Consider the following 21,493-nt stretch of genomic DNA (forward strand, 5'->3'; position numbering starts at 1 on the left):
GTGGAGGAGGGGCGGGTGGGAAGGGGTTGGGGTGTGGAGGAGGGGCGGGTGGGAAGGGGTTGGGGTGTGGAGGAGGGGCGGGTGGGAAGGGGTTGGGGTGTGGAGGAGGGTCGGGTGGGAAGGTGGCGGGGTGTGGAGGAGGGGCGGGTGGGAAGGTGGCGGGGTGTGGAGGAGGGTCGGGTGGGAAGGTGGCGGGGTGTGGAGGAGGGTCGGGTGGGAAGGTGGCGGGATGTGCGATTTGCCCCTACCCCAGGTAGGGAAAGGCGCTAATTCACCGTCGCATGCAACAGAACGCTTCCAGTCGACGCACTGGCAGGTATGAGACTGCTAGAGGCTGATCTTTACAAACAACATAAAAACCGGCGGCTCCGCTCCCTTGGGAGCTGAACCGCCGGCTTAAGGAATCCGGTTAAGGCGTAATCCTTACGACAGGACGTCCGCGAATTCCTTTTCGAAGAACTGCTTCGGCTTGGCGCCGATCACGGTGCTCTTCACTTCTCCCCCGCTGAACAGGTACACAGCCGGGATGGAGGTGATGCCGTACTCGGCAGCGATTGCCGGGTTGTCATCGACGTTCAGCTTTACGACGTCAACCTTCTCGCTGTACTCAACGGAGATCTCGTCGAGGATGGGACCGAGTTTGCGGCAGGGGCCGCACCACTCTGCCCAGAAGTCCACGATGACCGGCTTCTCGGAAGCCAGGACATCCGTGCTGAAGCTTGCGTCAGTTACGTCTTTTGCGTTGCTCATAACTTTTCCCTTCGTATGGTTGCTTGGATGCAGCTTAGGAGTGCAGGTCTGCGAGGTAGTGTTCGACGTCGAGGGCAGCGACACAACCGGAACCCGAAGCCGTGATGGCCTGGCGGTAAGTCGGATCGATGACGTCGCCCGCAGCAAACACACCCTTGATGTTGGTCCGCGAACTACGACCCTCAACGGCGATGGTTCCCTCGGGAGTCAGTTCGACTTTGCCTTTGACCAGATCCGTACGTGGATCGTTGCCGATAGCCACGAAAACACCCGTGACTGCGAGCTCGGACTCGGTTCCGTCCACCAGGTTCTTCAGCTTCAGGCCAGTGACCTTATCCTCACCGAGGACGTCTTCAACAGCCGTGTTCCAGACGAACTTGATCTTCTCGTGAGCCTGGGCGCGGTCACCCATGATCTTGGAAGCCTTCAGGGTGTCGCGGCGGTGGACAACGGTGACCGACTTGGCGAACTTGGTGAGGAAGAGTGCTTCTTCCATCGCGGAGTCGCCACCACCGATCACTGCGATGTCCTGATCCTTGAAGAAGAAACCGTCGCAGGTTGCACACCAGCTAACGCCGTGGCCTGAGAGTCGCTTCTCGTTGGGCAGACCGAGCTCGCGGTACGCCGAACCGGTGGACAGGATAATGGCCTTCGCCTGGAAGGTCTCCCCCGTGCCGATGGTGACGGTCTTGATGTCGCCGTCGAGATCCAGCTCGGTGACGTCCTCGAACTGAATTTCAGTGCCGAATCGGGCAGCCTGCTTCTCGAAGTTCTCCATAAGGTCCGGGCCCATGATGCCATCAGGGAATCCCGGGTAGTTCTCAACGTCCGTGGTGTTCATCAGTTCGCCACCGGCAGTGACCGAACCGGCAATGAGCAGAGGCTTCATGTTGGCACGGGCGGTGTAAACAGCGGCTGTGTAGCCGGCGGGGCCTGAACCTACGATGATGACGTCACGCACCTGCGATGCGCTGTTTTCTGCAATGCTCACGTGGCGTGAACCTCTTCCTTAGTCGATGCTGCGGCTTTCGGGGCAGCCACCTGACTCAACCCCTTATGTGTTCCAAATATTCCGTTGGAGTTGGGGACCCTAAAAGCCACCAACATTCAGGGTACCGTCTGGACACCTGCCTTATCGAAGCGGTGACGCTGGCAGAGACAGCAGTAAGGGCCGCCCCGACGAATCGAAACGGCCCCTCTGATAACTCCCCGGATGTGACTACTGAACGGAAACTTCAGCGAGCCGGAGCCCGAAGTTGTACTGCGTCTTGGGTGCGGCCAGCTTGGGCAGCGCCTTGATGACAACAATGACGTACTGGGCCTTTGTGGGGCTTGCCAGCGGAATGGTCAGTTCCGGGGATGTGAAGCTGTTGGTGCCTACGAGCTTGGCGCCATCCATGGCCGGCCGATCGTTGGTGAACACGCTGATGTTTCCACCGGAACCGCCCAGCTGGTTGAGGACCACGGACTTGATATCCGCCGGTTCCTTCAGCTTGATCATGAGCGGCACCTCTTCTGACAGGCCGCCCCAGTTGGCCGAGGCAAACTCCATGTCAGACCAGTAGCTGGCTGCGTTGCCATCGAAAGCCTTGCCGAGGTCCTTATCGAACGTCGCTGCGAACGGGAAGTTGCCGAGGCGGGTGATCTCCTCGATGGCCGGCGGAGCCGCAGGCGGAGCAGTCTCCGTGGGCGGGGGCTCCTCGCTGGTGGACTCCGAGGGCTGCGGCGTGGAGCTGCTCTGCGTGGCAGCAGGCTGGCCGCTGGGCAGGAGACTTCCCAAATTGGTGACCGCGAGGACAAGACCCACGATCAAGACGGCGGCAAGGAGGCCGCCCACGAGCCAGCGCAGCGACCGAGGCTCCTTTTCGGGAGCCTCTTCCTCATAAACGTCGTCTTCGTCTGAGTAATCCTCTGTGACAGCCGACGACGCCGGGAAGCTGCTTGCCGCCCGGTCGTAGCCTGATTCGCCGCTTCGGTTGGAAGCCGCGGTGCCCGCAGCAGACGCGCCACCGGCCGCGGCGCCACTCTCCGCGTAGCCGTAGTCTTCCTCTGACCAGAGGGACACCTTGGGTTCGCGGGCCTGTTCGCGGCCGGGAGCTGCCTGCGACGAAACAGCCTCCGACGAAACAGCCTGCGTGGGCGTCTCAGCGGCCGGAGCGGGTGTAGCAGCTGCCGAAGATCCGGCGGCAGCACCGGCGTCGTTGTTGTTCTTTGAACCGGCGTTCTTCTTCAGCGCGGACGCGGCGGCAACACCTGCTGCACCGGCCCCGGCGGCGGCAGCTGCGAGCTTTCCCGCGATCCCGCTCTTGGCGGACGACGGATTGGACGCCGGCATGGGCGGCACGTGGGGTGCGCTGCGTGCGGGTGCGGCAGGCTCAGGTTCATCATCCGACTCGGGGGTGATGGCATAGCCGTTTTCGTCGTACTGGATGTACTCGGCCTCGTGCTCGTCGTCCTCGTAAAGGCCGTCGTAGGTTTCCGGCTCATAGGTGCGCGCCTGGCCGAAGATCTCACTGCCCAGAGTCTCTGTGAAGAACGGTTCGATGTAGGGCGGGTTGGTAGCCACCACCAGGTCCAGCAGATCCGGTGCGGTGCTGTGGTTGGTGATCAGGTACGTGGTGTTTTCGCTGATGCCGAGGTCCAGGATCTGGACGTGCCCGGGGCGCTCCCCTGTGGCCACTTCGCGGGCGCTCTGCGCAACCTGTTCGGCGTTTCCGGGACCGGCAACAAGGATGCTCACGGGACGGTTGAGGACCTGGTCCACGCCGTCGAGCACCTGATCTTGGTCATGCGAGGTCAACACATTGGCCGTGACCTTGTAGCGGCCGCCAAGTACTGATCCGACGTCGATCGGGTGGGACACGTGTTCCTCCTAGGCTGTCCGGGAGCTGCGGGTCCTGCATACGGCCGGCCCGGCTAGCCGGTTCCACCGCTTTTGCAACTACCTATATTCGTTTCTAGCCTAGCGGATTCAGTGCCGCCGCCCATGTTGGCGGCACCGGCTCACTTCCTGCGGTTTCGCGGAACAGGGAAGTACGGATTGCGTCCGGCCTCGCCTTGGTATGTCCGGCGGCCCGGAAGCGGTACCGATGGGCGGAACCTGCCACCCTGCGCTGTGCTCGGTTCGTCTTCCTCCGGAAGATACACCTTGGGTGCATCCGGCTGGTCCGGTGCAGGTTCGGCGGCGCGCTGGGGAGCCACTGCGGGTCCGGCGCGGAAGGACGCGGCGTCGAACTCGCCGGAGATACGCGGGATCAAGCCGGTATCATCCGAGACCGTGGCGCGCGCCGCCGTCGTGGGTTCTGCGGGGGCGCCAGCAGGCGCTGGCGTGCCGCGGCCCAGCCGGCTCATCAGCGGACGCAGGAGGTCACGAAGTTCGGTGACGTGGAAGACGCGAAGCAGGACAAGGTAGGCCAACAGCATGACGGGTCCGACGACGGCCACCGTCACCAAGGCGGCCGGGCGGCTGCTCCACGCGAAACCGTCAGAACGGTAACTGCCAAGCAGCCACAGTGCGAGGGCGCCGGCCAGGGCGGAGCCCAGCCCCGCGTAGCCCATGCGGATGTACGAATTGGCGATCCGGGGACCGTCCAGGTGCCCCAGCAGGCGGCGCAGGAACACCACGCTGATCACGACGGACAGGATGTTGCCCAGCATGTACAGGATGGCGATCGCGTAGATGATCTGGCCGACGGGGAGGAACTGGATGAAGAAGGCACCCACAACGTAGATGACGGCCAGCCACAACTGGACATACAGGGGCGTACGGGCGTCCTCGTTGGCGTAGAACACGCGGGACATCATGAAGTTTGCGCTCAGGAACGGGGTGCTCAGGGCAAGGATGGTGAGTGTCTGCGCCAGCATCACGCCGTCTTGCCTTTCACCACCGGAGAAGAACATGCCCAGCGGCCCCGCCAATGCGAACAGCGCCAGGGCGCCGAAGACCGTGGCAACAGCCATGGTGCGGAGGCCATGCGAGAGGGCGTCGCGAAGCTCGGCTTTGTTGCCGTCCTGCGAAGCGCGTGTCATGCGGTTGAAGAGGACCGTGGCCAAGGACAAAGCGATGATCGAGTGCGGCAGCAGGTACAGCTGGCTGGCCACCTCCAGGACGGCGTTGCCTGGCAGGACAGCGGCAGCCGCCCGGTCTCCGGCGTTGTCCAAGCGGAGGCGCTCGGCGCCGGGGATCGTGGCGATCCTCATGACGTACAGGAACGCCAGCTGCCCGACGGCGGCAGTCGCCAGTGTCCAAACGCTCAGCTTGGCTGCCTGGCCGAGTCCAACGCCGCGCCAACCAAAGCGGGGACGCAGGCCAAGGCGCAGCTTGAAGACCGGGATCAGCAGGATGGCGGTTTGGGCCACCACGCCGAAGGTGGAGAAGCCGGCGAGGAGGAACGTTTGGGTTGGCCCCCAGTTGTCCAGAGTGTGGGGGTTATCGATGTTGGCGCCGAGGATCCAAATGAACAGTCCCAGGCCGGCAATGGCCACGAGGTTGTTGAGGATGGGGGCCCACATGGCGGGCCCAAAAGCCCCGTGGGCGTTGAGGACCTGCGTGAGCAGGGCATACAGCCCGTAGAAGAAGATCTGGGGCAGGCACCAGAGGGCGAAGGTGACCGCCAGGGCCTTCTGCTGCTCGGAGTATCCCTGGGTGGTGAGGTCGATGACGAGCGGCGCCGCGAGGGTCACCAAGGCCGTGAGTGCCAGTAGCACCAGCACAGCCAGCGTCAGGAGCCTGCTGATGTAATCCGCGCCCCTGTCCGGAGCCTTGCTGGCCTTGATGATCTGCGGAACCAGGACGGCGTTGAACACGCCGCCTGCCACCAGCAGGAAGATCAGGTTTGGCAGGTTGTTCGCGTTAATGAACGTGTCATTGACCGTGGAACCCAGGCCGAGGGCGGCACCGAGCATCCAGGTTTTGGCGAAACCAAGGAACCGGGAAACGAGCGTCCCTGCGGCCATGATGGCGCTGGAACGTGCTTCTCCGGATTGAACGGACTGGGTTGTTTTGGCTTCAGACATCGCCTTTATCGTCCCATGTACCCGGGTCAGAGGTGTTCGGGCAGCACTTCCCGTGCCAGGTCGGCGATGCGGCGTTCGTTCGGGAAGGACAACTTTCGGGCCAATTCCTGGATGGGAACCCACGCAGCATCCACGGCTTCCTGGTCCGGATCATTCTCGATGGTCAGCTCGCCACCGGTTGCCCTGAGCAGGAAGTGGTGCACCGTTTTGTGGACGCGGTGGCCGCTCACAGTGAACCAGTAGTCGATGCTGCCAAGCGGTGCCAGGATGCTGCCTTCGATCCCGGTTTCCTCGGCGATCTCGCGTACAGCAGCTTCCTCGTTGTTCTCCCGGCCTTCCGGATGGCCCTTCGGCAGGCACCACTCGAGACGGCCACCCCTGTTAAGGCGGGCGATGATCGCAACCCGGAGTTCGCCGTCGGACGTGTCAACTACGACACCACCGGCGGACACTTCCTCAACCGTCGGAAGCGAGGCCTGCACCGGGTGCTGCGGGGCAGGCGCGACGTGGGCACCGATTGCCGACGGCAACGGTGCGTTTGTCCTCCTGCCAGGAGCGCTCGGAATCGGGTTGGCCATGTGGTCCACTCTAACGACTCTTGCCCCGGAGTGATGACCGGGACATGGCCACAAGATGGACTGCAGGAGATGCCCGGCGGACGCATGCCTGATTTCGCATGGAACAGTGGCCCAATGCAGCGCAAAAATCTGCCAAGCTTAAGGAACTATGGCGCACGTATTGGACAGCTCTTCTGTTAACTTCACCATTGATCCGGTGGTGCTCGACCTCGGGCAGCGCTTTGTCGATGCCGGATTCGAGCTGTCCTTGGTGGGTGGCCCCGTGCGTGACCTCTTTCTGGGCCGGACCTCTCCGGACCTCGATTTCACCACCGACGCCACGCCGGACCAGACCATCACCGTCATCAAGAAGTGGGCGGACAACTTCTGGGAAATCGGGCGCGCCTTCGGCACCATCGGGATGCGGAAGAGCGGCTTCCAGATTGAAATCACCACCTACCGGGCCGAGGCGTACGACCCCGATTCCCGCAAGCCGGTGGTCGCGTTCGGCAACTCCCTGACCGACGACCTGCTGCGCCGGGACTTCACCATCAACGCCATGGCACTGCGCCTGCCGAGCCTGGAGCTGGTAGACCCCTTCGGCGGCGTCCGCGATCTGCACGCTTCCGAGCTCGCCACACCCGGCGCACCTGAGTCGTCCTTCTCGGACGACCCCCTGCGCATGATGCGCGCTGCCCGTTTCGCATCCCAGCTGGGCGTGTCGGTCCATGACGACGTGCGCCTGGCCATGTCCAACATGGCCGATCGCATCAAGATCATCTCGGCCGAGCGCGTCCGCGAAGAGCTGGTCAAGCTGATTAACGGCGCGCACCCGCGCGTAGGCATCGACCTTCTGGTGGACACTGGGCTCGCCGAATTCGTACTGCCCGAGGTCTCCGCCCTGCGCCTGGAATCCGACGAGCACCACCGGCACAAGGATGTGTACCAGCACTCGCTGCAGGTCCTGGAACAGGCTGCTGCGCTGGAAACCGGTCCTGACGGTCCGGTTCCCGGCCCCGACTTCGTGTTGAGGTTCGCTGCGTTGATGCACGACGTCGGCAAGCCGGCCACGCGCCGATTCGAACCGGGCGGTGCGGTGAGCTTCCGCCACCACGACGTCGTGGGCGCCAAACTGACGGCCAAGCGGATGAAGGCACTGCGGTTCGACAACGAGTCCATCAAAGCTGTTTCCCGCCTGGTTGAACTGCACATGCGGTTCTACGGCTACGGTGACGCCGGCTGGAGCGACTCCGCGGTCCGCCGTTACGTGACCGACGCCGGCCCCCTGCTGGAACGCCTGCACCGGCTCACCCGTTCAGATGTCACCACGCGTAACCAGCGCAAGGCCGACCGTTTGTCCTTCGCTTACGATGACCTTGAGCACCGCATCACGGCGCTCTTGGAGCAGGAGTCGCTGGCAGCTGTCCGGCCCGACCTGGACGGAGCGCAGATCATGGCACTGCTGGGACTGAAGCCCGGACCCGTGGTGGGACGCGCCTACAAGTTCCTCCTCGAAGAGCGGATGGAACACGGGCCGCTCTCACCGGAGGAAGCTGAGCAGAAGCTCCTGGCATGGTGGGAAGAACAACCCGAGTCCGCCGCCGTCGTCGAGCCTTCGACCGAAACTGAGGAGCCCTCATGAACGCTGTGACTTCCCCGCGTCCGCAACTTTGGATCCTTCGCCACGGTGAAACGGAGTGGTCCAAGAGCGGTCAATACACGGGACTGACGGATCTCCCCCTCACTGTCGAGGGCGAGCAGCAGGCCGTGGAGGCGCGGAAGGTGCTGGAAGGCATCGACTTCGACCTCGTCCTGACCTCGCCGCTGCGACGTGCCCGGAGGACAGCGGAACTCGCCGGCTATCCGGACGCCGTCCACGAGCCACTCGCCGTGGAATGGAACTACGGCGACTACGAAGGCATCAGCTCCGATCTCATCCGCAAGGACAACCCGGAGTACCTCATCTGGACCGACGGAGTGCCCAACGGAGAGACGCTGGATGAAGTAGCTGCCCGGGCCGACAAGATCATTGGGCGTGTCCTGGAATCGGGCATGGACAATGTCCTGGTTGTGGCACACGGACATTTCTCCCGGATCCTCACAGCGCGTTGGCTCGAAATGGACGCCCGCGAAGGCCGGCACTTCATTCTCGGAACCGCGAAGGTGTGCACGCTTGGTTGGGATAAGCGGACGCCAGCAATTGTCCGCTGGGGCCTCTAAACCATTAATTTTGAAAACTTTTGGCAAATTAGCCAATTGTGCTGGTAAAACTCCGTGTTCATGGGGTAGCTTATATCTTGTTCCCAGAGCGACCCGCCGGGAACCAGGCGCGCATTCACCGGTTAGTCAGCCGGGACAATGCCACAGCAGGCTGTTACGGCCAGAAAAGGAGGTTGGGAAAAATGATTACTTTGACTAGCGGACGGAAGTTGACCGTCACTGCTACCCCGGCCTCTGCTGATGACGCGCGCCGTTTTTGCTCTCTGACCCACTCCTGATTCACCGGACCGGCCTGACGTCGGCGGTGTTCATGGCCACCACTCTCCGTGGTTGGCGTTCTGAGTAGTCAGTTGTAGGCGCGGACCCACGCAGCATGACGCGGGTGCGCAGTTTCCCCAAAGTTCGGAACCAGCTTCTTGTTGGGTCGACTGCAGGAAGCACGCGCTTTTATGCACGACGATTCGGGTTCTCCTGATTCGGTCCGCAAAATCCCCTCATTGGCTTCGGCTATTTGTGTCCTTTTGGCTGTTATTTCCTTCGAAATAAATAGCTCTAATTGTTGTGCCTAAATGCCGGGTAATTCTTTGTGAAAGGAGGTGAACCATGCCAAAGCGCCCCGAAGAGATGCGTTTCTACAAGAGCAGCGATGCTCCCAAGGACCGCACACTGTTCAACGGCCAGCTGCTCGACCAGCGCCGCGAAGACGTTTTCGTTGTCCTGCACCAGATGGGACTCATCCGTTGATTCCCCTGAGCCGGCCACGAAGGAGTTCAGATGCCGGATATCCATGCTGAACCTCAAGGAGCCCACGCGGCTACGCGTGGGCTCCCCCCTTTTAACTGGGTCTGGTCCGGCGTAACTGGGTCGGGTTCGGCCATGACTGTAAGCTCGATTCATGCAGGAGACGAAGCCGCACCGGCAACGAAAACGTGCCCGCTTTGTTGTTCCCAGCCGCAGTGACTCCCTGCTTCGAAACTTCACGGAGCTGGTGGGCGGTCCATTGGGCAAACGCTCGTCTCCCGGAGAGGTTTCCGCGCGCCCGTTCACTGTTGAACGGGTACTCATCGTCCTCACTGTGATCGCGGCTCTTTTGGCCGTGCTCGCAAAGGACTACTGCCGGGTCAATGGCTGGGAAACGCCCGGCCAGTTCTACGCCACCTGCTACTCGGACTTCCCCGAGCTCTTCAAGAACCGCGGCCTGGGCGATGGCGTGTTTCCGTTCTTCACCCAGGGCAGCCTGTTTGAGTACCCGGTGCTCATGGGGATCATTGCCGGGGTCACCGCGCTCATGGTTCCCGGTCAGGGGGTGGGAAGCGAGCGGATCCTGGGGTATTTCGACGTCAATGCGACGCTGATTGTGGCGGTCTGGATGGTCACAGTCATCCTCACTGCCCGGATCAACAAGCGTCGCCCGTGGGATGCCGCCATGGTGGCCGTAGCCCCCGGGATCATTCTTGCCGGCTTTATCAACTGGGACATGTGGGCCGTAGGTTTGCTGGCCTTGGGCATGTACTTCTTCGCCCGGGACAAGTTGATCCTTGCCGGCGTGTTCATAGGCCTTGGCACAGCCACCAAGCTCTATCCATTGTTGATCCTCGGTGCCGTTCTGGTCCTTTCCTTGCGCAGTGGAAAGTTCCGGGCCTTCTTCGTCACTGCCGGAGCCGCCTTGGCGTCCTGGCTCGCTGTGAACCTGCCCCTCGCGGCACTGAACCCAGCCGGATGGCGCTACTTCTTCGAGTTCACGCAATCCCGACCTGCCGGCTACAGCTCGCCCTGGTTCGCTTACAACCTGGTGGCGGACCGCCTGCAATGGATGCAGATGAACGCTGCAACCATCAACACGCTGGCCCTCTACCTGTTTATTGCGGCGTGTGCCCTGATTGGAATCCTGGCTTTGTGCGCGCCACAGCGTCCGCGCATCGCCCAGCTGGCCTTCCTGATCGTGGCCGCCTTCATCCTCACCAACAAGGTCTACTCCCCGCAATTCGTCATCTGGCTTATCCCCCTGCTGGCCCTGGCACGGCCGCGTTGGCGCGACTTCCTCATCTGGCAGGCAGCAGAGGGGCTCCACTGGGCGGCGATCTGGATGTACCTTGGACAGGCCACCAGCGGAGGGTCCGTCCAGCACAACCTGGACATGTCCTACTACGTCCTGGCGGTGGGCCTGCACATGGTGGTCACCGCATACCTGATGGCACGGATCATCATGGATATCTGGGATCCTGCCCAGGATCCCCTGCGGATCGACGGCGAAGACGATCCCCATGGCGGGCCCTTCGACGGAGCCCGGGATTGGTTGCGCGTCGACCTTTTCCGGCCTTCGCGATCTGTGTTCCCGTGGAGCCCCCGGCGCGACAGCAGTTCCACAGCAGCCCAGCAATCGGAGGTGAGCAGCGATGGTTGATGTCGCCGTCGTCGGGGCCGGTCCGAATGGTCTGGCCGCTGCCGTGGTCATGGCCCGCGCGGGACTGGACGTGACGTTGTACGAGGCCGCCGATGACATTGGAGGTGGCTCGCGCACCACCGAGCTGATCGAACCCGGCTTCCTGCATGACGTCTGTTCGGCGGTGCATCCGATGGCCCTGGCCTCGCCGTTCTTCCGGGAGTTCGAATTATCCCGTCGCGTGGATCTGCGCATTCCCGAGGTCCAGCACGGTACACCGCTGGACACAGGCGGGGCGGCGGTGGCGTACCAGTCCCTGGAACGGACCGTCGCAGAGTTGGGCGTGGATGGTCCGGCCTACGGGCGACTTCTCGGTCCCCTGCTGGCACGGGTTGATGGCGTCGTGGAATTCACGTCGAACCAGTTGCTCCGCCTGCCGAAAGACCCCCTTGCGGCGCTGCTGTTCGGACTGGCCACCCTCGACCAAGGCACCCCGCTGTGGGGCCGCCGTTTCCGGGAGGAAGCAGCTCCGGCGCTCCTGACGGGGGTCATGTCGCATGCCCTCGGATCCCAGCCGGCACTCAGTTCCACGGGCGCTGGATTGTTGCTAAGTGTCCTGGCCCATGCTGGCGGCTGGGCGGTGCCGGTTGGTGGTTCCATGTCCATCGCCAGGGCCATGGCGGATGACCTGACCTCCCATGGCGGAACCATCCGCGTGGGTGAGCGCGTGGATTCCCTGGACCAGGTGCGGCCCGCGAAAGCCATCCTGCTGGACGTTGCGCCACCGACGCTGGCGCGCTTGGGTGGATCTGAAGTGCCCGATCGCTACCGACGCGCCCTGGAAGCATTCCGCTTTGGGAATGCTGCCTGCAAGGTGGACTTCATCCTTTCGGGTCCCGTTCCCTGGCGCTCTCCGGAATTGGCCAAGGCCGGAACAGTCCATGTGGGCGGTTCGCGGCGGGCCATGGCCGAATCCGAAAACCTCGTGGACATGGGCAAACACCCCGCTGAGCCCTATGTGCTGGTCTCCCAACCGTCACTGGTGGATGCTTCGCGTGCCCCTGAAGGGCGTCAGATTCTGTGGACTTACTGCCATGTCCCCAAGAACTCCACGGTGGACATGGCAGAAGCCGTTATCGCCCGCATAGAGCGGTACGCGCCCGGGTTCCGTGACGTGGTGGTGGCATCGAAAACCACGACGGCGGCGGAACTGTCCGCGTACAACGAGAACTATGTGGGTGGGGACTTCAGCGCCGGAATGCTGGACTTGCGTGGCTTGGTGCAGAGGCCCGTGGTCTCTCCTGTGCCCTGGAGAACCCCCATGCCCGGTGTGTACCTGTGTTCGTCCTCCACGCCTCCCGGCCCCGGAGTCACAGGTATGCCCGGGTACCACGCCGCGAAACATGCCCTCAAGGACATATTCAATGCACGGGTACCCGGGCTGGGCCTGGGGCTCTAGGCGGGTTAGTTGGCGGCCGTGAAACGGGCGCGGCGGTGTGCCGGGCTTTCGATCTCGTCCAGCATGGCCACGGCGTAGTCCTGGGTGGAGATGGTGTTGCCGGCCGGGGAGTCCTTGGCCACGGTGTATTCGCCCGTACGCTCACCCGGCTGGATAACCGGTGCCGGTGCCAGAACGGTCCAGTCGAGGGATTCAGGGGACTGCTTCACGGCCTCAAGGGCCTTGGCTGCGGTGGTGGCTTCAGCCTTGTAGGCTTCCGGGAAATCCGGGGAGTCGAGGAGGCGGACGCCATCGACTTCCAGGGTGCCGGCGCCGCCCACGATCATCAAACGGGTGCCTTCGACATTGCTGTAAGCAGTAGCCATGGCGTCCAACCATTCTGCATGGTCGCCGCCGGTGCGGCTGGGACCTGTCGCCAGCACAACGACGTCGTGGTCCTTCGCGATGGATGCGAACGTCTGGCCGTCGGCCTGGTCCGCGGCCCGGGCGGAAGCGCCGGGAACCTCTGAGCCCTTGCGGGAGATAGCGGTGACCTCGTGGCCACGGGTGATGGATTCGTTGACGATCTGGCTGCCGACCATGCCCGTTGCGCCGTAGACTGCGATTTTCATAGCTCTCCTTGAGGTTGGTATCCTTGCAATAAGACAAAGGTATCTATTTGATACCGATAGCTTCAAAGGAACTCAGTTACCTCATGGATACTAAAGACCTACCCGCGAACATCCTGGATCCCAATTGCCCGTCGCGTGTGATCTTTCAGCGCATCGGAGACAAATGGGCCTCGCTGGTGATCCAGGTGCTCGGCGACGGTCCCGTGCGTTTTTCGGAACTGCGCAAGATGGTGAATGTGGTGACGCCCAAGGTACTGACCCAAACGCTGCGCGCCTTGGAACGCGACGGCCTCATCACCAGGACGGTCTACGCTCAGGTGCCGCCGCGCGTGGACTACCAGCTCACGCCCATGGGTGAGTCCCTCCTGCAGCCGTTGTCGCTCCTGCGTGAGTGGGCCGAGAGCCATGTCCCCACCATCATGGAAGCCCGGGAGGCATACGACGACGCACAGGACCAGGCCCTCCTCGGCTCCCCCAACTAGGGGACAGCACTTGATCCAATGAGGCCCTGTTGGGACGTTTGTTGTCCCTAGTTGGGTTGGGTCGACGGAACCGATGCGCGGCTGATCCGGCCGTCCCGCATGGTGGCAACTGCGTCGGTCAGGGGCAGGAACTCGGTGTCGTGAGTGACCATGACCGTCGCCGTCCGGAAATCGTCAGTAACACGGCGCAGGAGCCGGACGATTGACTCGCTCCGTTCGTGGTCAAGCGCAGCCGTGGGCTCATCTACCAGCAGCACCGTGGGACTCCCCATCAGCGCCCTCGCGATATTCACCCGTTGACGCTGGCCGCCGGACAACTGGTGCGGCCTTTTATGCATCGCTGCTGACAGGCCCACCACATCCAGGAGCTCCTCCGCCGCGCGGCGGGCCTCCTTCACGGCGTTGCCGCGCAGATGCTCGCGGATGAGCAACTGCTCGACGGCGGTCAGCGCCGGGAGCAGGTTGGGTTGCTGGAAGATGATACCCACTTTGTCCCGGCGGAGTTCTGTGCGCTCCGAATCCTTCAAGCCGGAGACATCCTGACCGTCGATGACCACCAGGCCGGCGGTGGGCTTGACCAATGTTGCGGCAACAGCCAGGAGTGAGGACTTGCCCGAGCCTGACGGCCCCACGAGGGACAGGAATTCACCCCTGCCGACGCCCAAATCCACGCTATCCAGCGCTTTGAGGGTGGAGCCGCCGTCCGGGTATTCGAGCGAAACGTTCACGAGGGTCAGTGCGGAATTCATGATGTATGCCTTTCGAAGAATGTGTTAGTTGCCGCCGAGGGCCAGCAAAGGATCCACGGTGGTGACCTTGCGGACAGCCAGGACGGCACCGGCGAGCCCGAGGACGACGATCCCTGCCACCGGCAGCAACGTGGTGAGCGGGGTGACAAGGAACGGTGCTGCCTGGGCGGCCAGGATTCCACCGGCCAGGCCAACTGAGCCTCCGACAGCTGCCCCTGCCAGCAACACGAGCGCTGCCTGCGCCAGGGCATCCCGCAGGACGTAGCCGGAGGATGCACCCAAGGCCTTGAGCACGGCAATGTCCCTGGTGCGCTGCACTGTCCACACCGTCAGAAAGGCCACGATCACGAGGGCTGAGATGCCGTAGAGGAACGCCTGCATGAGGAGCAGCGAGCCGTTTTCGCTCTTGTACGATGCCAAGGCCTGGAAGGAAGCGGTGGGGTCGGAGCTGACCGTACCGGCGGCCGAATTGGCGGCATCGACGCTGACGGAAGCGTCGTCGTCGAACGTCACTGTCAGGACAGTTGCCGTCCCAGGTGCGGCGTGGGCGACAGCGCGCCAGGTATCGAGCGTGGTCCAGACGACGCCGGTGTGCGAGTACCACTGGTCCTCCACAATGTCGGAGACCGTCAGGTCGGTGCCGCCCAGACGGAGCCGGCTGCCCTTCGTCAGGTTGAGCTCCTTCGCCAATGTCTTGCCCACGACTACGGTCCCGTCCTCCACAGCGGATGGAGCTTCCGAACCACCGAAGACGGCCACGTTCGCCGTGCCACTGGGGCTGCCGCCGTTGGCCAGGGATTGGACCCGCGACTGGCTGATGCCCAGCGCCTGTGCGGATTTCACGCCCTGCTGGTCACGCCAGGTCTGAAGCTGGGCGGTGGAAACTTCCGATTCCGTGTAAGACGCTTTCGGTTCGCCGCCTGCCGGTGCGCCGAAAACGATCTGCTGTGCGGGTAGGGCCGCTATGGCTGACGTGGACTGGTTGCCCAATCCCGCGGTCAGGCCGGACAGCATGACGAGCAGCAGCGTGATGAGGGCAACCACGCTGCCCATGAGGGCGAACCGGCCTTTGGCGAAACGAATGTCGCGGATGGCGAGAAACATCGGATTCCTTCTGTTGTTGCGGGCTTGTTCCGTTGCCTTCAACTCTTCCGGCGATGGGCCCCGCGGACATCGTGAGCCGGATGGATTGGCTGGCGCCGGGAGGTTGAACCGGGAGTCAACCGAAAGGTTGATTTGTATGTCCTGGACGGAATATCGGGCTGGCCGGGCGAGGGGCGGGGATACGCTGGAAGGCATGCAGTCCCCCACCGGCGCCACCACGATCCTCCGGGTCCTGCGAGTGTGCCTTCACGTTGGTTTCGCCGTGCTCTTGCTCGTGGCAATCGTCCGGCTGCTGGGCGGCCTGGGCTCTGCCGGTGCGCCATCACCCCTCGCAGTGACCGCCGGTTTGGGGCTTTCGGCTTTGCTGGCCTTGGTGTACCTCGCGGGGACAGTGCTGGAGAAACGGCACGCCAGTGACCCCTCCAGGTTCAACCCAACGCCCTACGCTCTCTGGTGGCTGGCCGCCGTCATGATGCTGTGGCTGCTCTTGCTGCTGGTCAGTGCGGACTTCGCCTGGGTGGCCTTCCCGCTGTTCTTCCTGCAGCTCCACCTGCTTCCGCGGCGCCTGGCACTGCCCGCGATCGGGCTGAGCACCGCGCTATTGGTGGGTGCTTTGTGGTTCCACGGCAGGGGCTCCGCGGACGGCGGCCTGCAGCTGGCCATGGTGTTGGGTCCCGTGTTCGGTGCGGCTTTCGCCGTCGTGACCGGCCTGGCATACCGGGCATTGTTCCTGGAGGCGGAAGACCAGCGTCTAGTCGCCGAGGAACTGCGCCGGACCCGCGACGCACTGGCACAAACACAGCACGACGCCGGGATGCTGGCCGAGCGCGAACGACTGGCCCGCGAAATCCACGACACCCTGGCGCAGGGCTTCTCCAGCATCGTCCTCATGGGGCGGTCCGCCGAGAAGGCCCTGGACGGCGGAAACACCGAGACGGCGAAGGAACAGTTGAGGATTGTCCAGGAGACAGCTTCGGCCAACCTGGCGGAGGCGCGCAGTTTCGTGCGGGGGCTGCGGTCGCCGGACCTGGAGCACTCAGGCTTGGTGGATACCCTGCGCCGCCTCTGCGAAAAGACCGAGACCGAGGCGGCGGCAAGGGGAACAGCCTTGCGCTGCCGCTTTGAACTGGTGGGCACGCCCGTCGAGCTTCCCAACACCTACCAGACCACCCTGCTTCGGGCCGCCCAGGCCTCCCTCGCGAACGTCTGGGCGCATGCGAAGGCGCGTGCCGCCGTCGTCACTCTCTCCTTCCCGGGTTCCGAAGTGACGCTGGACATCTTCGACGACGGCGTCGGTTTCGAACCCACGACGGCGACCGGCACCGCGCGCGGCGACGGTACCGGCGTCGGGCTTCTGAGCCTGCGCGAACGGCTGGCGGCGCTCGATGGCAGGCTGGACCTGGAGTCGGCCCCGGGTGAAGGCACGGTGGTGGCCATCCGCGTACCTTTGCCAACCGGGGAGGGGGCGGCGTGACCGGAATCCGGGTGTTGTTGGTGGATGACCACCCAGTGGTCAGGGCCGGACTTCGGGCCATGCTGAGCGACTTCCCAGGGGTGAGCGTGGTGGCGGAGGCCGCAGACGGTGACGCCGCACTGGCGGAGTTGAGCAAGCTACACACCCTCGGCGAGCCGGTGGACCTGGTGCTCATGGACCTGCAAATGGGCAGTGGCATGGACGGGGTGACGGCCACGGAAAAGATCAAAGCCGGTGAAGCCGGGTCTCCCCCGCCGCCCGTGCTGATTTTGACCACTTACGACACCGACGCCGACATCCTCGCCGCTGTGGAGGCAGGCGCCAGTGGTTACATGTTGAAGGATGCGCCGCCGGAACAGATCCGGCAGGCCGTGCTTTCGGCCGCTGCCGGCCAGACCGCACTGGCACCGGAAGTGGCGGCGCGATTGATGGGGCGGATCAGGAATCCCTCACCCGTGCTGAGCGGCAGGGAAGTCCAACTGTTGGAATTGCTCGCCACCGGCATGAGCAACAGGGCCATCGCCAAGCAACTCTTTATTTCCGAGGCCACTGTGAAGACACACTTGGTCCACATCTATTCCAAGTTGGGTGTGGACAACCGGACGGCAGCCATCGCGACGGCAACGCAGCGCCGGATCATCCGCGGGCACTGACTTCCGGCGCCAGGCACGCACCCGGCACTCCTCTGGTGAGGAAAGCAGTTTTGGTGAAACGGTTGACCTTTTGCCTTTCAACAGTGACGATTAGTGCACGTTTCGCTATGAGTTAGATCACAAACTGTCACTCGTCGAAAGTTGGCTCACATGTCCGCACCCTCCTTGGGTCTGTCCGGAGCTGCCCCCAACAGCTCCGGACGCATCAGAAAAGGCTCATTCGCTAGGAAGGCCGCGTCCCTCGGTCTCGCCTCACTCCTCCTCGCAGGAACCATCCCGGCCCTCACCTTCGCCGCCGCTGCCAATGCCGCTCCCGGCGACCCCGCGGTCATCAAGACCGTCACCCCGGAAGTACCCGTCGACGCAGCTGGAGTACCCCTCGGGGCGGTGACCGGCTTTACCCAGTCCGGTAACGTCGTCGACCTCTCCACCGAAAAGGGCGCCATCCGCGTCACCTTCCTGGACGACGGCAACTTCCGCCTGGAAGCCGATCCCAGCGGAAAGTTCACCGACCCTGCGAACACCGACCAGGGCGACCCGGCCAGGACAGCCAACATCGTGGTGGGCAAGGACAAGTTCCCCGGCACCACGCCCACGGTCATCGACGGCGACTGGCTGGTCCTGAAAACTGCCAAAATCAGCGTCGAGATCAACAAAGCGACCACCCTGCTCCGTGTTGTAAGGGCCGACGGCTCGCTGGTCCTGGAAGAGTCCGCACCCATCACGTTCGGTGCGAATTCGGCCACCCAGCACCTCGCCCAGCACGACGGTGAGCAATTCATCGGCGGCGGCATGCAGAACGGCCGCTCAGTCCACACCGGCGCACTGATCAACATCGCCAAGAACTTCGACTGGGACGACGACGGCTACCCCAACGCCGTCCCGTACTACATGTCCTCCATGGGCTACGGCGTCCTGCGTGACACGTTCGCCCGCGGCTCCTACAATTTCGCGGGCGAACCAACCACGACGCATGAGGAAAAGCGCTTTGACGCCTACTACTTCGTGGGCGATTACAAGCAGTCGCTGGGCGCGTACACCACGCTGACCGGCAAGCCGATGATGCCCCCGGTGTACGCCCTGGAATACGGCGACGCTGACTGCTACAACCGCTCAAATCCGGGCTATTCGTCCTCCGGATACGGCGATCCCGACGGCGCCAAGCAGAAAACTCCCGACGCCATCAAGACCGCACGGAAGTTCGTTGAGAACGACATGCCCGCAGGCTGGATGCTGGTCAACGACGGCTACGGCTGCGAGTACCAGCAACTCCCGGAAACCGTGAGCAACATCGAGGACGAAACCGCCCTCAAGGTCGGCCTCTGGACGCAACGCTCCCTCACCAACCAGGAATACGAAGTAGGCGAGGCCGGCGTCCGGCTCCGCAAGCTGGACGTCGCATGGGTTGGCCAAGGCTACCGCCAGGCACTCACGGGCTGCGAAGCTGCCCACGGGGGCATCGAGCAGTACTCGAACGCCCGCGGCACCTCGCTGATGGTGGAAGGCTGGGCCGGCTCCCAGCGCTGCGGGATGCAGTGGACCGGTGACCATTCAGGAAACCTCGACGCCGTCCGCTGGCAGGTCTCGGCCCTCACCGGCGCCGGCAACTCGGGCCTGGCATTCACCACCGGCGACGTTGACGGCATCTTTGGCGGGTCCGCCGAGTCCTACGTCCGCGACCTTCAGTGGAAAGCCTTCGCTCCGGCGCTGTACTCCATGTCCGGCTGGGCCGCGACGGACAAGCGTCCGTGGCTCTACGGCGACGAGGCAACAGCCATCAACCGCCAATACCTGCAGCTCCGCCAGCAGCTCATGCCCTTCATCTACTCGCTCGCGCAGGAATCCTCCACCACCGGCGTTTCGATGATGAGGTCCATGGCCCTCGAATTCCCTGACCAGCAGTGGTCCTACGGTGCCGAAGCGAACAACCAGTTCATGCTGGGCTCCGACTTCCTGGTAGCACCCGTCTTTACGCAGACCGACGTACGCAACGGCATCTTCCTCCCGGCCGGCCAGCAGTGGGTGGATTACTGGACCGGCAAGCTCTACCAAGGTGGCCAGATCCTCAACGGCCACAACGCACCCCTGGATAAGCTGCCGGTGTTCGTTCGTGCCGGAGCAGTGATCCCGCAAGGTATCGTGGCCCGCAACGCGTCCTTGGTCCCGGAAGACTCCATGATCACCCTGGATGTCTATGCCAAGGGCCAGGACACCTTCACGCTCTATGAGGATGACAAGGTCACCCGCGAATTCAAGAACGGCAAGTCCTCCAGCCAGCTCTTCTCCGTGGATGCTCCCGGTACCGGCAACAGCAGCGTCAAGGTGTCCATCGGTGAACGCAAGGGCGAATACACCGGCAAGGCCGCAGCCCGCCCCTACGAACTGAAGGTCCACGCCGGTGCTGCTCCCAAGGACGTCAAGATCGGTGGCACCAAACTCACCCAGCACATCACCCAGGCTGCTTACGCGGCTGCTACAACTGGCTGGTACTTCGATGAAGCCAACAACGGCACCATTTGGGTGAAGACGGGCTCCATCGCTTCCAACCAGTCCGCAACGGTTCAACTCCAGCAGGCCGGCCCGCTGGGCGGCAAGAGCCAGGAAGACACCGCTGCGGAAGTCCGCGTGACCACCGGCCAGCAGGTCTTCCAGGACCAGGAAACCACTGTCACCGCGGCATTCGTGAACACCGGAACCAAGGCCAAGACCAATGTGGTCCTCACCCCGGTTCTTCCCGAGGGTTGGACTGTTGTCTCGTCCTCCGGCGCGACGGCGGCCAAGGTTGAAGGCGGCGCTACAACCACGGCCACTTTCGTCATCAAACCCGGCCCCAGCGCGAAGGCGGGGCAACAGACTGTGCGGGTATCGGCGTCGTACACTGCTTCCGGCTCGAATCAATCGGTGACCGGCGGCAACCAGATCTACGTCGCCTACGGGTCCTTGGCCGCGGCCTACAACACCGTCTCCATCACCACGGTGGCCGGCAAGGCACTCGGGAACTTCGACGGCGGAGGGGCCACCTTCGCTGCCGAGCAGCTGGCTGCCGCTACGGTTCCGGCAGGCGGAGTCCGGCCGGGCAGCACCGTGACGGTGGATGCCGGGAAGCCGACGCAGGTCGATTACACCTGGCCGGCCGTGGGACCCGATGTTCCCAACTCGGTGGCGCTGTCCGCGCAGACCATCGCCGTGAAGGGCAAGGGAACGCACTTGGCTGTCCTCGGTTCGGCTGCGGTGGGCAATGGCACCAGCCCCACGTTGACCTTGACGTACGCTGACGGATCCACGGAGAAACAGTCCATCTTCTTCCCGAACTGGCTGCAGCCCTCAGTACTGAACGGCGCCTTGCTCGCAGTTTCCGAACAAGGCCGCAACAACGCCAACGGTCCGTCGCCGGAGTACACACAATACAAGTACCAGGCATTCTCCAACACGGTCCGGCTCAACCCCACCAAGGAACTGGCCTCCGTCACCTTGCCCACCGACACCCGGGTGAAGTTCTTCGACTGGAAAGTCACCTCGCAGCCGTTGCCGGACGTACCGCATGGAGCGGTGTACGCCTCGGAAACGCCGTGGGTCCAGGCACTCAACGGCTACGGGGTGATCGGCAAGAACGTGGCCAACAAGGACTCCGCGTCGTCCCCGGACAAGTCGCTGGCCATCAACTACACCGATCCCGCCACCGGTCAGCAACCCGTTTTCTCCAAGGGCCTGGGCGTCCACGCTGCCTCCAAGATCACCTATTACCTGGGTGGCAAGTGCACTTCATTTACGTCCCAAGTGGGCCTTGAAAGCGGCTTCGGCGGCAACATCATCTTCAAGGTCAACGCCGACGGGGTGAACAAGTACCAGTCGCGCACGTATACGCCGGGATTCGCTCCGGAATCGGTGTCCGTTGACCTGACGGGCGCGGCTTACGTGGAGCTGGTCGTTGACCCGTCCGGTTCCATCAATGGAGCACATGGTGTCTGGGGTGATGCAAAGTTCACCTGCGCTCCCTAGCCTGACGTTGCAAACAGACGGCCGTCGCTTGCCGCA

17 protein-coding genes are annotated in these 21,493 nt (G+C 63.3%); 9 read left to right on the forward strand and 8 right to left on the reverse strand.

The features are described from left to right. Positions 1 to 423: 423 nt before the first annotated feature. The 5 genes from trxA to PV760_RS19320 all read right to left on the reverse strand — a co-directional run bounded on the left by trxA (position 424) and on the right by PV760_RS19320 (position 6,296). Positions 424 to 750 carry a thioredoxin gene (trxA, locus tag PV760_RS19300; protein WP_014923339.1) on the reverse strand — a complete coding sequence of 109 codons (327 nt, stop codon included), beginning with the start codon at positions 748 to 750 and terminating at the stop codon, positions 424 to 426. A 34-nt stretch (positions 751 to 784) separates the two neighbouring features. Beyond that, positions 785 to 1,741, reverse strand: a complete 957-nt coding sequence (gene trxB, locus PV760_RS19305) for a thioredoxin-disulfide reductase (protein ID WP_018778491.1) — start codon at positions 1,739 to 1,741, stop codon at positions 785 to 787. A 228-nt stretch (positions 1,742 to 1,969) separates the two neighbouring features. Then, positions 1,970 to 3,613 carry an ABC transporter substrate-binding protein gene (locus PV760_RS19310; protein WP_354628473.1) on the reverse strand — a complete coding sequence of 548 codons (1,644 nt, stop codon included), beginning with the start codon at positions 3,611 to 3,613 and terminating at the stop codon, positions 1,970 to 1,972. A 140-nt stretch (positions 3,614 to 3,753) separates the two neighbouring features. After that, positions 3,754 to 5,766: a murein biosynthesis integral membrane protein MurJ gene (gene murJ, locus PV760_RS19315; protein WP_039243546.1), complete on the reverse strand. Its 2,013-nt coding sequence runs from the start codon at positions 5,764 to 5,766 to the stop codon at positions 3,754 to 3,756. Positions 5,767 to 5,792: 26 nt separating this feature from the next. Then, positions 5,793 to 6,296: an NUDIX hydrolase gene (locus PV760_RS19320; protein WP_018778494.1), complete on the reverse strand. Its 504-nt coding sequence runs from the start codon at positions 6,294 to 6,296 to the stop codon at positions 5,793 to 5,795. Between the two features lie 196 nt (positions 6,297 to 6,492). On the opposite strand from PV760_RS19320, the gene PV760_RS19325 reads away from it, so the two are divergent. The 5 genes from PV760_RS19325 (at position 6,493) to PV760_RS19345 (ending at position 12,385) form a co-directional block, all read left to right on the forward strand. Continuing rightward, positions 6,493 to 7,965 carry a CCA tRNA nucleotidyltransferase gene (locus PV760_RS19325; protein WP_018778495.1) on the forward strand — a complete coding sequence of 491 codons (1,473 nt, stop codon included), beginning with the start codon at positions 6,493 to 6,495 and terminating at the stop codon, positions 7,963 to 7,965. After that, entirely contained in the window at positions 7,962 to 8,543 is a 582-nt protein-coding gene (locus PV760_RS19330; protein WP_018778496.1) for a histidine phosphatase family protein, read from the forward strand. Before PV760_RS19325 ends, PV760_RS19330 begins: the two co-directional genes overlap by 4 nt. Positions 8,544 to 9,146: 603 nt before the next feature. Further along, a complete protein-coding gene (locus tag PV760_RS19335) occupies positions 9,147 to 9,287 on the forward strand; it encodes a hypothetical protein (RefSeq protein WP_354628474.1) in 141 nt (46 codons plus the stop codon). A 151-nt stretch (positions 9,288 to 9,438) separates the two neighbouring features. Continuing rightward, positions 9,439 to 10,947 (forward strand): glycosyltransferase family 87 protein, encoded by a 1,509-nt coding sequence (locus tag PV760_RS19340; RefSeq protein WP_018778498.1) that lies wholly within the window; start codon positions 9,439 to 9,441, stop codon positions 10,945 to 10,947. Next, positions 10,940 to 12,385 (forward strand): phytoene desaturase family protein, encoded by a 1,446-nt coding sequence (locus tag PV760_RS19345; RefSeq protein ID WP_110504796.1) that lies wholly within the window; start codon positions 10,940 to 10,942, stop codon positions 12,383 to 12,385. Before PV760_RS19340 ends, PV760_RS19345 begins: the two co-directional genes overlap by 8 nt. A gap of 5 nt (positions 12,386 to 12,390) precedes the next feature. On the opposite strand, the gene PV760_RS19350 is transcribed toward PV760_RS19345, so the two are convergent. Then, a complete protein-coding gene (locus PV760_RS19350) occupies positions 12,391 to 12,996 on the reverse strand; it encodes an NAD(P)-dependent oxidoreductase (RefSeq protein ID WP_354628475.1) in 606 nt (201 codons plus the stop codon). 83 nt (positions 12,997 to 13,079) lie between these two features. Between PV760_RS19350 and PV760_RS19355 the strand changes: the two genes are divergently transcribed. Then, on the forward strand, positions 13,080 to 13,478 hold the full coding sequence (locus PV760_RS19355) for a winged helix-turn-helix transcriptional regulator (protein ID WP_055976736.1): 399 nt from the start codon (positions 13,080 to 13,082) through the stop codon (positions 13,476 to 13,478). 47 nt (positions 13,479 to 13,525) lie between these two features. On the opposite strand, the gene PV760_RS19360 is transcribed toward PV760_RS19355, so the two are convergent. Both PV760_RS19360 and PV760_RS19365 read right to left on the reverse strand, forming a co-directional pair. Next, the gene (locus PV760_RS19360; protein ID WP_018778502.1) at positions 13,526 to 14,227 is read right to left on the reverse strand and encodes an ABC transporter ATP-binding protein; all 702 of its coding nucleotides are present in this window, start codon (positions 14,225 to 14,227) and stop codon (positions 13,526 to 13,528) included. A 24-nt stretch (positions 14,228 to 14,251) separates the two neighbouring features. Continuing rightward, positions 14,252 to 15,331 (reverse strand): ABC transporter permease, encoded by a 1,080-nt coding sequence (locus tag PV760_RS19365; RefSeq protein ID WP_354628476.1) that lies wholly within the window; start codon positions 15,329 to 15,331, stop codon positions 14,252 to 14,254. A gap of 193 nt (positions 15,332 to 15,524) precedes the next feature. Here PV760_RS19365 and PV760_RS19370 point away from each other — a divergent pair, with 193 nt between their 5' ends. The 3 genes from PV760_RS19370 to PV760_RS19380 all read left to right on the forward strand — a co-directional run bounded on the left by PV760_RS19370 (position 15,525) and on the right by PV760_RS19380 (position 21,457). Further along, entirely contained in the window at positions 15,525 to 16,805 is a 1,281-nt protein-coding gene (locus tag PV760_RS19370) for a sensor histidine kinase (protein WP_064722361.1), read from the forward strand. Beyond that, the gene (locus PV760_RS19375) at positions 16,802 to 17,458 is read left to right on the forward strand and encodes a response regulator (protein WP_039243541.1); all 657 of its coding nucleotides are present in this window, start codon (positions 16,802 to 16,804) and stop codon (positions 17,456 to 17,458) included. Before PV760_RS19370 ends, PV760_RS19375 begins: the two co-directional genes overlap by 4 nt. A 150-nt stretch (positions 17,459 to 17,608) precedes the next feature. Next, positions 17,609 to 21,457: an NPCBM/NEW2 domain-containing protein gene (locus tag PV760_RS19380; RefSeq protein WP_354628477.1), complete on the forward strand. Its 3,849-nt coding sequence runs from the start codon at positions 17,609 to 17,611 to the stop codon at positions 21,455 to 21,457. Positions 21,458 to 21,493 lie beyond the last annotated feature (36 nt).

The sequence above is a fragment of the Paenarthrobacter sp. CC6 genome, assembly GCF_040560085.1.
GTDB lineage: Bacteria > Actinomycetota > Actinomycetes > Actinomycetales > Micrococcaceae > Arthrobacter > Arthrobacter nicotinovorans.

What these genes read in the sequence shown, in the direction of transcription:
- murJ (WP_039243546.1), bottom strand. Translation starts at nt 5,766, where the DNA reads ATGTCTGAAGCCAAAACAACCCAGTCCGTTCAATCCGGAGAAGCACGT.
- PV760_RS19355 (WP_055976736.1), top strand. Translation starts at nt 13,080, where the DNA reads ATGGATACTAAAGACCTACCCGCGAACATCCTGGATCCCAATTGCCCG.
- trxA (WP_014923339.1), bottom strand. Translation starts at nt 750, where the DNA reads ATGAGCAACGCAAAAGACGTAACTGACGCAAGCTTCAGCACGGATGTC.
- PV760_RS19365 (WP_354628476.1), bottom strand. Translation starts at nt 15,331, where the DNA reads ATGTTTCTCGCCATCCGCGACATTCGTTTCGCCAAAGGCCGGTTCGCC.
- PV760_RS19370 (WP_064722361.1), top strand. Translation starts at nt 15,525, where the DNA reads ATGCAGTCCCCCACCGGCGCCACCACGATCCTCCGGGTCCTGCGAGTG.
- PV760_RS19330 (WP_018778496.1), top strand. Translation starts at nt 7,962, where the DNA reads ATGAACGCTGTGACTTCCCCGCGTCCGCAACTTTGGATCCTTCGCCAC.
- PV760_RS19335 (WP_354628474.1), top strand. Translation starts at nt 9,147, where the DNA reads ATGCCAAAGCGCCCCGAAGAGATGCGTTTCTACAAGAGCAGCGATGCT.
- PV760_RS19380 (WP_354628477.1), top strand. Translation starts at nt 17,609, where the DNA reads ATGTCCGCACCCTCCTTGGGTCTGTCCGGAGCTGCCCCCAACAGCTCC.
- PV760_RS19345 (WP_110504796.1), top strand. Translation starts at nt 10,940, where the DNA reads ATGGTTGATGTCGCCGTCGTCGGGGCCGGTCCGAATGGTCTGGCCGCT.
- PV760_RS19325 (WP_018778495.1), top strand. Translation starts at nt 6,493, where the DNA reads ATGGCGCACGTATTGGACAGCTCTTCTGTTAACTTCACCATTGATCCG.
- PV760_RS19340 (WP_018778498.1), top strand. Translation starts at nt 9,439, where the DNA reads ATGCAGGAGACGAAGCCGCACCGGCAACGAAAACGTGCCCGCTTTGTT.
- PV760_RS19360 (WP_018778502.1), bottom strand. Translation starts at nt 14,227, where the DNA reads ATGAATTCCGCACTGACCCTCGTGAACGTTTCGCTCGAATACCCGGAC.
- PV760_RS19350 (WP_354628475.1), bottom strand. Translation starts at nt 12,996, where the DNA reads ATGAAAATCGCAGTCTACGGCGCAACGGGCATGGTCGGCAGCCAGATC.